Genomic DNA, 13,379 nt, shown 5'->3' with positions numbered 1-13,379 from the left:
GGATTACTGAAACTCGATAATGACCCGCAGGCCCGGCTGGTTGTCTTCGAGGCGGATTTGCGCCTGATGGCGCGATAATATCGCTTTCACCATCGACAGGCCAAGTCCGGTGCCTTGATGATGGCGGCTTGGGTCTAGTCTCACCAGGCGCTCAAACACCCGTTCACGGCTGTCTTCGGGGATCCCGGGTCCGTTATCGCTTATCACCACTTCGCGGCCATTCTGGCTGATGTGGATAGCCGCGCCTTCACCGGCATACTTGATGGCGTTATCCACCAGATTGAACAGCGCCTGGAACAGTAAATACTTATCCCCCTGCAGCTGGCAGGGCTGGCCCAAATCCAGAGTAAGGCTCTGACCGCGTTCTTCGGCCATCAGTTCGGCCATTTCCACCAAATCGCTGCACAGCTGCGACAGCTCAACGTCCTGCAAATCCAGCTGTTGCTGACCTTCTTCGATGCGGGTCAACGACAACATGGCGTCGAAGGTGGCAAGGCAAAAGTCCAGTTCTTCAATCAGTTGCTCGGCTTTCTCGGCTTGCTCTTCGGTGGGTTTATCCCGCAGTTGTTCAAGGCCGATCCGCAGGTGCGACAGCGGTGTACGCAGGTCATGGGCAATGTTGTCGGTCACGCCGCGCACTGCCTGCAGGTTGGCTTCCAGTGTATCCAGCACCCGGTTGAACTGCCTGGCCAGCATATCGAACTCGTCCTGGCGCCAACTGATGGGCAGACGGGTGTCGTAGTGACCGCGCTCGATTCGCTGCGCCAGTCGGTTGTATTGCACCAAACGGCGCAAAATCGCCTTGGAAAACAAGTACCCCAGCGCCATTGTCAGCACTATGGTCAGGGTCATGGCGGTCACGGCGGCGCGCAGGAACTTCTTAATCAGGGTCGCCAACTGGTCGGTACGGGTGGCAATCAGCACAGGGCCATAGCGGGTGATCACCAGGCCTCCGGTGAGGATGTGCAGCTTGTCCGGCCCGCCGGTCAGGATGGGGAACTCTACGGTTTCAGGCAGCAGCGGAATGTCTTCCGGCATCAAACTCAGCGAGCCGACGATATCGTAGCTGTTGCGCCAGGCAACCAGCACGCTTTTGGGGTCGGCGGCGCGGATCTGCGCGGCAAAGCTGCGTCTGTCCACGGTTTGAGCCAACTGGATATAACGCTGCTTTTCGGTTTCAAGGTGTTGTTCTATCTGGTGTTCCTGCTCTGTCACCAACTGGCGGTACAGGGTGAACAGCAGGGCGCCGGTGATCAGCGTCACCAACGCGGTAAAGATAAGGGTAATTCCCCAGATGGAACTCTGGTGAGGCTTAATGCCTTTGACGAAGGCGATAACCAGCCCCCCGCACGGTTTCAATCAGCTCGCCGTGGCCCAGCTCTTCAAATTTGCGTCTGAGTTTGGCGATATGCACGTCAATCACATTGGTGCGCGGGTCGAAGTGATAATCCCACACAGCTTCAAACAGCAGAGTACGGCTGATGACCTGATTGGGGTGTTCCATCAGGTACTTGAGCAGTTGAAACTCCTTGGGTTGCAGCATCAGCTCATGGCCGTCGAGGGTGACATTGCGGGTGAGCAGCTCCATTTCCAGCGGTCCTGCCTGCAGGTGGGTTTGCACCGGCGCCGATTGGCCGCGTGACACCAGAATTTCGGCGCGCACCAGCAGCTCTGAGAAGGCAAACGGCTTCGTCATGTAGTCGTCGCCGCCGCTGCGAAGCCCTTTGACACGCTCGTCCACGTGGGACAGGGCGGAGAGGATCAGCACCGGGGTTTGATTGGCATTGGCGCGCAGCGCGGCCAGCAGAGCCAGGCCGTCGAGGCCCGGCAACATGCGGTCAAGAATGATGAGGTCGTACTGGTTGCTGGTGGCGAGCAACAGCCCCTGATGGCCATCGGCGGCAGCCTCGATGTTGTGGCCCTGCTCAGAAAAGCCTTTGACTATGTAGTCGGATGTGGTGGCGTCGTCTTCGACCAAGAGGACCTTCATGGTTGCTCCTTAACCGCGGGTATTACTGCCACTGCAGCATCGGCAGTGGCTTGAGTTTTTGGATATCGAAGGCGTGCTTGCGCTTGCCGTTCTCATCCACCATTTTGAATTCCAGATAGCTGATGCCCAGGTCGTGCTCCAGCTGTGCTTCCAGCAGCTTACCCTGATGCTTTTGGCTGGCAAGACGTACCAGCTCAGAAAATGCCATTTGCTTGCGCTCGAGCAATTTTACCGCTTCGAGTTCGTCGTGATCGTCCGCCTCTAGTTTGCTGTTGCGCTGCACCACCAGGGCGCCGTCGGTGGCGCGGTAAGTCAATTCGGTGAGGGTATTTTCCTCCGGATTGATAACATCGAACTCGTACAGCAGTTCGCCTTCTTCCACGTCCAGCTCGAACTCGGAAATGTAACCCGGATGTTCCGCTTCAACCTTCTCCATCATGGCCAGGGGATCGACCCGCTCGCCGGTGCTGAGCAAATTAAATAAACTGGTGTTGGCAGATGCAGCGCCCACCACCATCATTGCTCCAAGCAGCCAATATCTCATTGATGCCTCCGAAAAAAGCCAGTGCGAGTATCCTAAAAGACTAACCCTGAGAAGTCACCACACGGATGCTGTCGATTTCGACTTCACGGCCGTGCCATTCTTTGTCGACTTCACCTTTGAGTTCCACCACTGTGGCATCGGTCACATCCAGATTACGGAACAGGGCGTTATCGATTTCGACCTTGATTTCGCCGCTGCTGTCTTCAAACAGGTAGTGCTCGTCACCCAAACTCTTGGTCAGGCGACCTGTGAGTAAAACCTGGGTATCGTCGGGGGCATTGGCGGCGGCCTTGGCGTTGCTGACCTGATTGGCTGCAGGGCCCTGATAGGCGGCGTAAGTAAGTGCGGTGCTGGTGGCGGTTATCAGGCCTAGGGCCAGCACCAGAGGGGTAATGATACGCATAGGGGATCCTTGTTTTCGAACTATGGATCCAGTCTAGCGGCGGTGCCCTGAATTCTCTGTGGCGCCAAGATTAAGCTTTGATCATCTCCAGCAGATGCAGCTGATCCGACTTAAGTGCCACTTCGGTTTCAACCCCGGCGGTAATGGCGAGTTTCCTGGCCAGATGCAGCGGAATTTCGGTGTTGAGCCGCTCCCCCGAGCCCAGCACTGTGGCTTCGAGCCGCACCGACTCACCCAGGGTCAGCAGGGTTTCGATGCGGATATGGAGGATATTGAAACTGCGGCACAAACGGCCGCTGGCGATGGAATTGAAGCGAATCCCCTGATTGGGGATAACCCAGCGCACCTTCTGGCCTATGATCACATCCGGCAGGCTGTCGGAGGCAATCAGCCGCTCGCCGAACTTAAGCCAGGTCACGCCTTTTTGCTCATCCTGCGCCACCACATGGGCATCGAAAATATTGCGAAGCCCCATCTGACGGGCAACTGCCTCGGTACGCGGCCGGGCAAACACCTCCTGCGGCGCCCCGTGCTGCAGCATTTGTCCCTGACTAATCAAAAGCATACTGTCGGCCAGCAGCAGTGCCTCATTTAGATCGTGAGTCACCATGATCACCGGAATATTGAGCTCGGCCTTGAGCCGCGCCAGTTCCAGATACAGTCGCTCGCGGGTTTCTCTGTCGACCGCCGAAAAGGGCTCGTCCAGCAGCAGTACCCTGGGCTCGCGGGCCAGCGCCCTGGCCAGTGCCACCCGCTGTTTTTGGCCACCGGACAGCTCGCCTGGCAACCGGTCGGTAAGGCCGTGCAGGTTCACTTTTTCAAGCGCCGCCAGCGCTCTGGGAAGCCGCTCGGCCTTGGGCAGATGATCGAGCCCGGCGATAATATTGCCAAGGGCCGAGAGTTTGGGAAACAGGCCAAAGTGCTGCGGCACAAACCCGATATGCCGCGCCTGGGGCGAGGCATGGATATGTTGCTGGTCATCAAACCACACATCCTCGCCGCAGCGGATTTCACCGGACTCGGGTTTGGCAAGGCCGGCAATCATCCTAAGCAAGGTGGTCTTGCCGCCGCCGGACGGGCCGACCACTGCCAGAAACTCCCCTGCACGGCAGGAAAACGCCGCCTCGATACGGATGCCGCGCTCTTGATGAATGCGTACGTGCAGATCAGTGGCCGCGGGCATGGTTTCCTCCCATTCGGCGCGACAAGCTGGTGGTCAGCGCCAGGGCGCTGATGGCAAACAGCAGCAAAATGAGCGACATGGCGCCGGCCGAGTCAAAATCAAACGCCTGCACGCTGTCGTAAATGGCAATGGAGATGGTTTTGGTTTCGCCGCTGATATTGCCGCCCATCATCAGCACCACGCCAAATTCACCCAGTACATGGGAGAAGGTCAGTACCAGCGCTGTTACCAGTCCGGGCCAGATCATCGGCAGTTCGATGCGGGTGAGAATTTTAAAGCGGCTCATGCCGCAGCAGGCGGCGGCGTCGCGCACATCCATGGGAATGGCTTCAAAGGCGCGCTGAATAGGCTGAATCGCAAAGGGAATATTCACCAGCACCGAGGCCAGCACCAGGCCGGAGAAATGAAACACCAGCTCGATACCGAAGGTTTCCCGCAGCCACACCCCCAGCACACTCTGGCTGCCAAAGCTCACCAGCAGGTAATAACCCACGACTGTGGGCGGCAGCACCAGCGGCACCATGATAAGCGCCTCAATCAGGCTTTTGCCGCGAAACTGGCGATAGGCAAGCACCCTTGCCGCCAGAATCGATAACGGCAGCAGAATCAGCACTGTCACCAGTGCCAGCTTGCCTGAGAGCCACAGCGCCTGCCAATCCATCAGTGGCTGGCCTCCAGCCTGGCATCCTTGGTCGGCAGCGAGAAGCCGTAGTCAGCAAAGATAGCGCGGGCCTTGTCGCCCTGAAGGAAGGCATACAGCTCCTGGGCGGCAGCGGACGCCTTGGGCAGCAGCACCATGCGCTGGGCCAGTGGTGCGTGTTTGTGTTCGGGAATGGCCACATAGTTGGCTCGGGCGACAAACTGTGGCGCCTTGGCCAGCGACAGCGCCACCAAACCGCCCTGAGCCGACCCTGATATGGCAAACTGCGCCGCCTGGGACACGTTTTCGCCCAGCACCAGCTTGTCTTTGATGCCATCCCACAGGTTTGCGGCCTTTAGCAGCTCGCGGCCGCGCTCGCCGTAGGGGGCAAGTTCAGGGTTAGCCAGCGCAAAGCGGCGCAGCTCTCCGGACGCCACCAACGCCTTGAGGCCGGTGAGGTTTTCATCGAGCGTCAGCGGTGAGCCCTTGGCCGCCACCAGCGCCAGTCTGCCGTAGGCATAGATATCACCGTCGCTTGCTGTCACCCCGCTTTGATGCAGGTGAGTTACATAGCGCTCGTCCGCCGACAAAAACAGCTCGAATGGGGCGCCATGGCGGATTTGCGAGGCAAAGTTGCCCGACGAGCCGTAGCTGACCCTGAGCTTGTGGCCGCTGTCTGCTTCAAACTGGCGGGCAATGTCTTCCATGGCGAATTTGATATTGGCCGCTGCCGCCACTGTGATGGTATCGGCCATGGTGGCAAGTGGAGCCAGCAGACTTGTCAGCAATAGCAGCAGGCGCGGCAACATGGATTACTTCTCCCAGGCTTTGGCGGCCTGCTCGTCGGCATCGCGCGCTTCGACCCAGCCCTGACCCTTGTCGCTGCTCTCAAGTTTCCAGAAGGGCGCTTTGGTCTTTAAAAAATCAATCAGAAACTCGCAGGCGGCGAAGGCGGCCTTGCGGTGGGCACTGCTGACACCGATAAACACGATTTGCTCGCCCAGGTGCATGGTGCCGACCCTGTGGATAATGGTCAGGTGATTGAGCGGCCAGCGGCCACGGGCCTCAGCGGCGATTTGCTCCAGCACCTTTTCGGTCATGCCGGGGTAATGCTCCAGGGTCAGGTCACTGATTTGATTGCCTTCATTGAAGTCGCGGACCTTACCAACGAAGGTGACCACGGCGCCATCCTGATGATCGGCAGCAATACGCTGATACTCTTCGGGCACGTTGAAGTCGGCGGTTTGCACCAAAATACGACTGGTTTGCATATCAGCCTCCGGTCACGGGCGGGAAGAAGGCCACTTCGTCGCCGTCGTTGATTTCGGTATCCCAGTGGCACAGGGTCTGATTCACCGCGACCAGCAGCTTGTCCGAGGCCAGCACCTTGCTCCATTTGTCGCTGCGCGCGGCCAGGGTCTGGCGCAGAGCATCGGCGGTGGCTGTATTGCTGCCGGCTTCGATGCTTAAGGAGGATTCACCAAGAAGTTCGCGCACCTGCGCAAAGAAAAGTACGTTAATCATAAACTTATGCCTTTAACTGCTTGCAGCCAATACTAAACCTTGAAGTGGCCGGACTTGCCGCCACGCTTCTCGAGCAGGCGCACCTGGCCAATCACCATGTCTTTCTGCACCGCTTTGCACATATCGTAAATGGTCAACGCGGCCACAGAGGCGGCGGTGAGGGCTTCCATTTCGACCCCAGTTTTGCCCGAGAGTTTACACAGACTGGTGATCCGCACCCGATTGTGTTCCACCTCGGGTTCCAGCTCCACTTCCACCTTGGTCAGCGCCAGCGGGTGGCAAAGCGGAATTAAATCAGAGGTTTTCTTGGCAGCCATAATGCCTGCGATGCGGGCGGTGGCGAACACGTCACCCTTGTGATGCTTGCCTGAGAGGATCATCTCCAGGGTTTCGGGCGCCATCTCGATATAAGCCTCGGCACGGGCCTCGCGCTCGGTCACCGACTTGTCGGTCACATCCACCATATGGGCGTTGCCCGCGTCATTGATATGGGTAAAAGAACTCATGGACTGGCTTACTCCTGGGAAGGGGCTTTTAAGTGAGCGACAAAGTTACAGGGGCGGTGGCGGGCATCGAGCTGCTCTTTGATGATGCCGTTCCAGCCGGTGCGACAGGCGCCGGTGGAGCCCGGCAGGCAGAAGATGGCGGTGCCGTTGGCCACGCCGCCGATGGCGCGGGACTGCACCGTGGAGGTGCCAAGCTCCACATAGCTTAAATGGCGGAACAGCTCGCCGAAGCCTTCGATGGGCTTGTCGAACAGGGGCGCGACCGCATCCGGGGTGTTGTCGCGGCCAGAGAAACCTGTGCCGCCGGTGCTGATGATCACCTGTACTTCGGGGTCGGCAATCCAGGCGGAAATCACCGCACGGATTTGATATTTATCGTCTTTGATGATGCGTCTGTCTGCCAGAATATGGCCGCTGGTTGTGACCGCATCCACCAAAAAGGCACCTGAGGTGTCGGTGGTTTCATCGCGGGTGTCTGACAGGGTCAGTACGGCAATTTTGAGGGGTTTAAACTCGCTTTCGCGGCAGTGTCCCATGTTGTCTCCTTCAAAAGCGCCTTCGTTTGGCCTTGCCCGGCAAAGAGAGCGGCGCACAGAAAATGGCTGGTCACAGTATTGGCATGTCAGAGCGTGTGCGGCGCGGACTTGTGCCGCGCGCAGTGATCAGCCGCCGATGGAGGCCAGGTGCTGAGTGACGCCTGTGATGCCCTGATGCAGGTAGTGGGTTTCTTTTTTGAGATTCAGCTGACCTTCGAGGCGCGCCAGCAGCTCTGGGCGCTGGTCGGGGCTTTGCAGCAAGTCACGCAGATCCAATCCCTGCTCGGTAAAGAGGCACAGGTGCAGCTTGCCCTTGGCGGAGACCCGCAACCGGTTGCAGCTGGCACAGAAATTCTTTTCATAGGGCATGATAAGCCCGATGCGGCCCTGATAGTCGCTGTGGCTGAAGTTTTGCGCCGGGCCATCCTCGGCGCCGCGCGCATCCAGCTGCCAGCCTTCGGCGAGCAGTTTGTCGCGAATGTCGCTGCCGGGCAGGTGATGGGCCTGGAAATAGTCGCGGCCAAGGCCGGTTTCCATCAACTCGATAAAGCGCAGGTCGATGGGGGTGTGCTTTATCCAGTGCAAAAAGCGCGGCAGGTCTTTATCGTTCAGGCCCTTGAGCAGTACGGCATTGATTTTCACCCGCTCAAACCCGGCTGCCAGCGCCGCATCGATGCCACGCATTACGGTGTCGAACTTGTTCTCGCCGGTGATTTGATAAAACATCCGTGGGTCGAGGCTATCCACCGACACATTGATGCGCCGCAGACCCGCATCGAACCATTCTTTGGCGTGCTTTTCGAGCCGGTAGCCGTTGGTGGTGGTGGCTATGGTGCTGATGGCCGGATTGTCAGCAATCACCCGAATGATATCGGTAAAGTCTTTGCGCAGCGTGGGCTCGCCGCCGGTAATGCGTACCTTGCGGGTGCCGGCCTCGGCAAAGGCGCCGATGAGATTTTCCATCTCGCTCAGGGTCAAAAAGCTGGGCTTGCCATTGGGATGATAGCCATCGGGCAGGCAATAGCTGCATTTGAAGTTGCAAACGTCGGTTACCGACATCCGCAGATAGTGAAATTTTCGACCAAAATTGTCTTGAAGTTGAGACATGATCACCTTTCCAAGTATCGGGAGGTGAAGTCATTTCTGAATCCACCCCGGTGGCACCGCGCCACGGCTCAAACACCATATCTGTATGACTTAGGTGCAGGAGCTCGGAGAACCGTCGTTGAAGGGATTATAGGCACAAAGCCTTACCCAACCATACCTCTAAACGTGTATTTATTGGTTTGGATCAATTTGCCGTGAACAATTTGTGACGCCGCTCACTCAGAATATGGCAATGTATTACACTGCCGTTGGCGGCGATCCTCTGTGCCTGAAGCAGGTTTTCGGGTAAGGTGGAGAACTTACATAAAATAAAACACCCGTTTACATCGGGGGAACAAGCTTAGGAATGAGGTGAAAGATGGAACGCGAATTCATGGAGTTCGATGTTGTTATCGTAGGTGCCGGCCCTGCGGGTCTGGCCACGGCGTGCCGTTTAATGCAGATCAGCCGCGATGCCAACAAGGAACTGACCGTTTGTGTGGTCGAGAAGGGCTCCGAAGTGGGGGCTCACATTTTGTCGGGCGCCGTGTTTGAGCCCAAGGTGCTCGATGAGCTGTTTCAGGACTGGCGTGAAGCCGGTGCGCCGCTCAACACTGCCGTTACCCACGATGAAATCCATCTGCTCAAGTCTGCTACCGATGCCAAGTTGATGCCCAATGGCCTCATCCCCAAAACCATGCACAACGAAGGCAATTACATCATCAGCGTGGGCAATCTGGTGCGCTGGCTCGGTGGTCGTGCCGAAGAGCTGGGCGTTGAGATTTTCCCCGGTTTTGCCGCCAGCGAACTGCTGTTTAACGACGATGGCAGCGTGAAAGGTATTCTGATTGGCGACATGGGCGTTGGCGCCGATGGCGAGCCCAAAGACAGCTTTATGCCCGGCATGGAGTTGCACGCCAAGTACACGGTATTTGCCGAAGGTTGCCGTGGCCACCTCGGCAAGCAACTGATTGAAAAATTCCATCTCGATAATGGCAAGACCGCCCAGCACTACGGTATCGGCTTTAAAGAGCTGTGGAAGGTGCCGGGCGACAAGCATACACCTGGCCTTGTGGTACACACCGGCGGCTGGCCGCTGACTGAGTCCGGCTCCTCCGGCGGTGGTTTCCTGTATCACATGGAAGACAACCAGGTGGTTGTCGGGCTGATTATCGACCTGAACTACCAAAACCCACACTTAAGCCCCTTCGATGAGTTTCAGCGCTACAAAATGCACCCGCTGGTGGCTCAGTATCTGCAAGGCGGTGAGCGCATTTCTTACGGCGCCCGCGCCATCACCAAGGGCGGTTTGAATTCACTGCCGAAAATGAGCTTCCCAGGCGGTCTGGTGCTGGGCTGTGATGCCGGTACCCTCAACTTTGCCAAGATTAAAGGCACTCATACTGCGATGAAGAGCGGCATGCTGGCGGCCGAGACCCTGGCAGAAGCCCTGTTTGCCGGTGTGGAAGGTGGCAAGGATCTCGATTGCTACCAGACCCGTTTCGAGCAAAGCTGGCTGGGTGACGAGCTGCACCGCTCGCGCAACTTCGGTCCGGCGATGCACAAGTTTGGCACCTTCCTCGGCGGCGCCTTCAACTTCATCGACCAGAACCTGTTTGGCGGCAAGTTGCCTTTCACCCTGCGTGATGACAAGCCGGACTATGCCCAGATGGGGCTGGCAAGTGAGCACAACAAAATCGACTATCCCAAGCCCGATGGCAAGCTGAGCTTTGACAAGCTGTCGTCCGTGTATCTGTCGAACACCTACCATGAAGAAGATCAGCCCTGCCATTTGCGTCTCAAAGACGAGCGCATTCCGCTGGCGGTGAATTTGGTGAAGTTCGATGAACCGGCCCAGCGCTATTGCCCGGCCGGGGTGTATGAAGTGGTCGAAGATGCCGGTGAGCAGAAATTTGTGATCAACAGTCAGAACTGTATTCACTGCAAAACCTGTGACATCAAGGATCCGAGCCAGAACATCACCTGGGTGACCCCGGAAGGTGCGGGCGGCCCCAACTATCCGAATATGTAAGTTACTGTAATAGTTGATGCAAAAGCCGGTACTCCTGTGCCGGCTTTTTTCATGGCTGTTGAGATTTTGTGATTGCGCCCTGAATGCAATTTCGCCATAATCCGCCGCCTACAAAAACAAGTACACATCTCTGCCCCTGCCTGTACCGCGTCGCCTGCGCGGCCCCTTGCGTTATCGCACCGACAGCACATTTTTGCCCCGATATTCCGGCAAAACACGCCATTTGGGTCAATACTGCTAACGAGTGTCTGATAACGGATTTTCCGACAACCAGGAAGAGTAAGACCATGAAATTGAACATGCTTACCATTAAACAAAAGATTTTGCTGACCGTAGCGCTGGCGGTGATTTTATCCACCGTCGCTGTGGGGGTGCTCAGTCAGCAAAGTGCCCGGGAAGTGGTGGAACAGCGGATGCTGGGCTCAGAAATGCCCAGCCAGATGCTGAGTATCCGCAATCGCCTGGAAAAAGACATTGTCACCCTGATGAATGCCGCCGAGCAGCTCGCCAGCAGCCGTATGCTGCTCAAGTGGCTGGAAGACGGCAGACCTGATGCCGATGAGCCAAGGGTGGTGGCGCAGCTGAAAGACGTGACCAGGCAGTATTCGCTGGTGCAGGCTTCCTATGCCGATCGTCAAAGCGCCGCTTACTACACCCAGGACGGCTTTTTGCGGGTGCTCACGCCGGAGCAGGATGGCTGGTTCTTTGGCTATCGCGACAGCGGCCAGGAACGGATGCTGAACGTGTTCACCGAGGCCAACGGCGAGGTGAAGCTATTCATCAACTACCAACAGCCCAATGGCCGCGGTCTCGTGGGGCTGGCCAAGTCGCTGGACGACATGGTGCGCCTGCTGGGCTCCTTCACCATTGAAGAAACCGGTTTCGTGTATCTGGTGGACGCCAGCGGCAAGGTGCAGCTGCATCAGGACAAGGGCAAAATCGGCCGCGCGACCCTGTCATCCCTTTATGGCGGCGACAGTGGCCGTTTGCTGAATCAGTCCGATTTCAGCTTGCTGCGCACCGAAGTGGACGGCGAGTCCAAGCTGGTGGCCAGCAGTTATATTCCGTCGATGAACTGGTATCTGGTGGCCGAAGTTCCTGAAGCCGAAATGTTTGCGCTGCTGGATGAGGCGGCGCTGAAGATCCTGATTTCCACACTGATTATCGCGCTGGCGTTTGTGGTGTTGGCCGGTTATGTGGCGTCCAGTGTCAGCAAGCCGATTGCTGCCGTGGCACGCATGTTCCGTGATATTGGCGAAGGTGAAGGCGATTTGCGTCAGCGTCTGCCGGTGGAAGGCGACGATGAGCTGGCCGAGCTTGCCGGTGGCTTCAACAGCTTTATCAGCAAAATTCAGGACTCGGTACTGGAAGTGGCCCGCACCTCTGAGGCGCTGGGTAAGTCGGCGCTGGATGTGTCCCGTCAGGCCCAGCAGACTCTGGAAGACAGCCAGGATCAGAAAGACAGAACCATGCAGGTGGTTACCGCCATCAACGAAATGGGCGCCACGGTGAATGAAATTGCCGCCAACGCCGCCAACGCCGCTGAGGCCGCCAAGGATGCCGACCGCGCCTCTGACAATGGCCAGAACGTGGTGACTCAGGCGAGGGATACCATCAACCAGCTGTCGCGGGATGTAGGCCAGGTGGGCGAGGTGATTGAATCGCTGGCGACCCACACCAAGTCTATTGGCAGCATTCTGGATGTTATTCGCGCTATTTCCGAGCAGACCAATTTGCTGGCGCTGAACGCCGCCATTGAAGCGGCTCGCGCCGGTGAAGCCGGTCGTGGCTTTGCTGTGGTGGCTGACGAAGTGCGCAGTCTGGCGTCCCGCACCGCGGCTTCCACCGACGAAGTGCAGGTGATGATTGATAAGTTGCAATCGGAATCGGCCCGCGCCGTGAGCGCCATGTCCCAAAGCCGCAGCCGCTCTCAGGAAGGGGTGACTGCGGTCGATGAGGCCAGCAATACCTTAAGCGGTATTTCCGATCAGATTGGCCTTATCAGCGACATGAACATTCAGGTAGCCGCAGCGACCGAAGAGCAGTCCACCGTGGTGGAAGATATCAATCGCAATGTTACCGAGATTAATGACATCACCCAGCGCACCGCCGACACGGCGCAGGCGGCGGCAAGGGCGAGTCAGGATCTGAATGCATTGGCCACCCGTTTGGATCAGCTGGTAGCGCGCTTTAAGGTGTAACGGCTGCCGTGCAGCTGCGCTGCGTAAACTGTGGAATGCGCCCCTTGCGGGGCGCGCCTTAGTGGCGTAACCTGCCCGGGTCTGTCGAAAAGCCCGGCGCCAACATGGCGTCTGGCGCTTGCGCTAAATAAGAGGAAACACCATGACAGTGATCGCCGTCCCTGAGCTGGAAAGGCCACAAATCAAGTCCCACCACAAAGCACGTCACCTGAAAAAGCTGGCGCTCGGCCCCTGGGCTGAAACCTGCATTGAATTCCGCTTTGCTGCTGACGAAGCCAAATTCGAGCAGCTCGATGAAGTGCTGGGTAACCAGGAGCTGGAAAACGGCTGGGATCTGCTGATTGCCTACTACAACGACCGCTACCATGTGTCCGTGAGCTTCTTCTCCGGCCAGGGCAGTGTAGAAGAAGTGGCCAATGCCGTGGCCGAGAGCATTCGTGGTGTATTTGGCGATCTGCCGCTGACTATCTACGCCGGCGATGCCAACTATGGCGACTGGGATACCACCTACGTGGATTGATCTCGTCGTTAGTTACTTAACGCCCGGTCCTGCCGGGCGTTTTGTTATTTGTTACCCCCCTTTCTCCCCGGGCGCCCGCCCGCTGGTACAAATTCGATCGACTACACTCAGAGCTGAGCCACTGTTCGGTGAGCTAACGCAATATTCTGATATCAATTTTCAAATACAATATCCAATATCCCACGGAGTGGCGTGTCAGTACTTTTTGGGCGGG

At 57.5% G+C, this 13,379-nt stretch carries 15 protein-coding genes and 1 riboswitch; of the genes, 3 read left to right on the top strand and 12 right to left on the bottom strand.

Annotation, left to right across the window (positions count from 1 at the left end):
* Positions 1-3: 3 nt before the first annotated feature.
* The 12 genes from STH12_RS17360 to moaA form a co-directional block, all read right to left on the bottom strand.
* On the bottom strand, positions 4-1,263 hold the full coding sequence (locus tag STH12_RS17360) for a sensor histidine kinase (protein ID WP_126169572.1): 1,260 nt from the start codon (positions 1,261-1,263) through the stop codon (positions 4-6).
* 49 nt (positions 1,264-1,312) lie between these two features.
* The gene (locus tag STH12_RS17355) at positions 1,313-1,990 is read right to left on the bottom strand and encodes a response regulator transcription factor (RefSeq protein WP_126168717.1); all 678 of its coding nucleotides are present in this window, start codon (positions 1,988-1,990) and stop codon (positions 1,313-1,315) included.
* 22 nt (positions 1,991-2,012) lie between these two features.
* Positions 2,013-2,534 carry a PepSY domain-containing protein gene (locus tag STH12_RS17350; protein WP_126168716.1) on the bottom strand — a complete coding sequence of 174 codons (522 nt, stop codon included), beginning with the start codon at positions 2,532-2,534 and terminating at the stop codon, positions 2,013-2,015.
* A 40-nt stretch (positions 2,535-2,574) separates the two neighbouring features.
* Positions 2,575-2,937, bottom strand: a complete 363-nt coding sequence (locus STH12_RS17345) for a NirD/YgiW/YdeI family stress tolerance protein (RefSeq protein WP_126168715.1) — start codon at positions 2,935-2,937, stop codon at positions 2,575-2,577.
* 70 nt (positions 2,938-3,007) lie between these two features.
* Complete coding sequence (locus STH12_RS17340) at positions 3,008-4,120, bottom strand: ABC transporter ATP-binding protein (protein ID WP_126168714.1); 1,113 nt, start codon at positions 4,118-4,120, stop codon at positions 3,008-3,010.
* Positions 4,104-4,781, bottom strand: a complete 678-nt coding sequence (modB, locus tag STH12_RS17335; RefSeq protein ID WP_126168713.1) for a molybdate ABC transporter permease subunit — start codon at positions 4,779-4,781, stop codon at positions 4,104-4,106. The genes STH12_RS17340 and modB overlap by 17 nt, the downstream gene beginning before the upstream one ends.
* On the bottom strand, positions 4,781-5,515 hold the full coding sequence (gene modA, locus STH12_RS17330; protein WP_237158884.1) for a molybdate ABC transporter substrate-binding protein: 735 nt from the start codon (positions 5,513-5,515) through the stop codon (positions 4,781-4,783). Before modA ends, modB begins: the two co-directional genes overlap by 1 nt.
* Before the next feature lie 57 nt (positions 5,516-5,572).
* Positions 5,573-6,031 (bottom strand): molybdopterin synthase catalytic subunit MoaE, encoded by a 459-nt coding sequence (gene moaE, locus STH12_RS17325; protein ID WP_126168711.1) that lies wholly within the window; start codon positions 6,029-6,031, stop codon positions 5,573-5,575.
* 1 nt (position 6,032) lies between these two features.
* Positions 6,033-6,284 carry a molybdopterin synthase sulfur carrier subunit gene (gene moaD, locus STH12_RS17320; protein ID WP_126168710.1) on the bottom strand — a complete coding sequence of 84 codons (252 nt, stop codon included), beginning with the start codon at positions 6,282-6,284 and terminating at the stop codon, positions 6,033-6,035.
* A gap of 32 nt (positions 6,285-6,316) precedes the next feature.
* Positions 6,317-6,790, bottom strand: a complete 474-nt coding sequence (gene moaC, locus STH12_RS17315; RefSeq protein WP_126168709.1) for a cyclic pyranopterin monophosphate synthase MoaC — start codon at positions 6,788-6,790, stop codon at positions 6,317-6,319.
* Positions 6,791-6,798: 8 nt separating this feature from the next.
* A complete protein-coding gene (gene moaB / locus STH12_RS17310; protein ID WP_126168708.1) occupies positions 6,799-7,326 on the bottom strand; it encodes a molybdenum cofactor biosynthesis protein B in 528 nt (175 codons plus the stop codon).
* A 126-nt stretch (positions 7,327-7,452) separates the two neighbouring features.
* Positions 7,453-8,433, bottom strand: a complete 981-nt coding sequence (moaA, locus tag STH12_RS17305; protein WP_126168707.1) for a GTP 3',8-cyclase MoaA — start codon at positions 8,431-8,433, stop codon at positions 7,453-7,455.
* Positions 8,421-8,555: riboswitch (molybdenum cofactor riboswitch) on the bottom strand. (Overlaps the previous gene by 13 nt.)
* Positions 8,556-8,791: 236 nt before the next feature.
* Between moaA and STH12_RS17300 the strand changes: the two genes are divergently transcribed.
* From STH12_RS17300 to STH12_RS17290, 3 genes are all read left to right on the top strand, one after another.
* Positions 8,792-10,444, top strand: a complete 1,653-nt coding sequence (locus tag STH12_RS17300) for an electron transfer flavoprotein-ubiquinone oxidoreductase (RefSeq protein ID WP_126168706.1) — start codon at positions 8,792-8,794, stop codon at positions 10,442-10,444.
* Positions 10,445-10,731: 287 nt separating this feature from the next.
* Positions 10,732-12,645, top strand: coding sequence for a methyl-accepting chemotaxis protein (locus STH12_RS17295; protein WP_126168705.1), 1,914 nt, complete (start codon positions 10,732-10,734; stop codon positions 12,643-12,645).
* A gap of 142 nt (positions 12,646-12,787) precedes the next feature.
* Positions 12,788-13,165 carry a hypothetical protein gene (locus STH12_RS17290; protein ID WP_126168704.1) on the top strand — a complete coding sequence of 126 codons (378 nt, stop codon included), beginning with the start codon at positions 12,788-12,790 and terminating at the stop codon, positions 13,163-13,165.
* The last annotated feature ends 214 nt before the right edge of the window (positions 13,166-13,379 follow it).

Source organism: Shewanella khirikhana (genome assembly GCF_003957745.1).
In the GTDB taxonomy this organism is placed as follows: domain Bacteria; phylum Pseudomonadota; class Gammaproteobacteria; order Enterobacterales; family Shewanellaceae; genus Shewanella; species Shewanella khirikhana.
The sequence above is the reverse complement of the archived record's forward strand: the minus strand, read 5'-3'. Positions and strand labels throughout refer to the sequence as shown.

Excerpts from the sequence above, each read along its gene's own strand:
- STH12_RS17355 (WP_126168717.1), bottom strand. The coding sequence starts at position 1,990 with ATGAAGGTCCTCTTGGTCGAAGACGACGCCACCACATCCGACTACATA.
- STH12_RS17350 (WP_126168716.1), bottom strand. The coding sequence starts at position 2,534 with ATGAGATATTGGCTGCTTGGAGCAATGATGGTGGTGGGCGCTGCATCT.
- STH12_RS17345 (WP_126168715.1), bottom strand. The coding sequence starts at position 2,937 with ATGCGTATCATTACCCCTCTGGTGCTGGCCCTAGGCCTGATAACCGCC.
- STH12_RS17340 (WP_126168714.1), bottom strand. The coding sequence starts at position 4,120 with ATGCCCGCGGCCACTGATCTGCACGTACGCATTCATCAAGAGCGCGGC.
- modB (WP_126168713.1), bottom strand. The coding sequence starts at position 4,781 with ATGGATTGGCAGGCGCTGTGGCTCTCAGGCAAGCTGGCACTGGTGACA.
- modA (WP_237158884.1), bottom strand. The coding sequence starts at position 5,515 with ATGGCCGATACCATCACAGTGGCGGCAGCGGCCAATATCAAATTCGCC.
- moaE (WP_126168711.1), bottom strand. The coding sequence starts at position 6,031 with ATGCAAACCAGTCGTATTTTGGTGCAAACCGCCGACTTCAACGTGCCC.
- moaD (WP_126168710.1), bottom strand. The coding sequence starts at position 6,284 with ATGATTAACGTACTTTTCTTTGCGCAGGTGCGCGAACTTCTTGGTGAA.
- moaC (WP_126168709.1), bottom strand. The coding sequence starts at position 6,790 with ATGAGTTCTTTTACCCATATCAATGACGCGGGCAACGCCCATATGGTG.
- moaB (WP_126168708.1), bottom strand. The coding sequence starts at position 7,326 with ATGGGACACTGCCGCGAAAGCGAGTTTAAACCCCTCAAAATTGCCGTA.
- moaA (WP_126168707.1), bottom strand. The coding sequence starts at position 8,433 with ATGTCTCAACTTCAAGACAATTTTGGTCGAAAATTTCACTATCTGCGG.
- STH12_RS17300 (WP_126168706.1), top strand. The coding sequence starts at position 8,792 with ATGGAACGCGAATTCATGGAGTTCGATGTTGTTATCGTAGGTGCCGGC.
- STH12_RS17295 (WP_126168705.1), top strand. The coding sequence starts at position 10,732 with ATGAAATTGAACATGCTTACCATTAAACAAAAGATTTTGCTGACCGTA.
- STH12_RS17290 (WP_126168704.1), top strand. The coding sequence starts at position 12,788 with ATGACAGTGATCGCCGTCCCTGAGCTGGAAAGGCCACAAATCAAGTCC.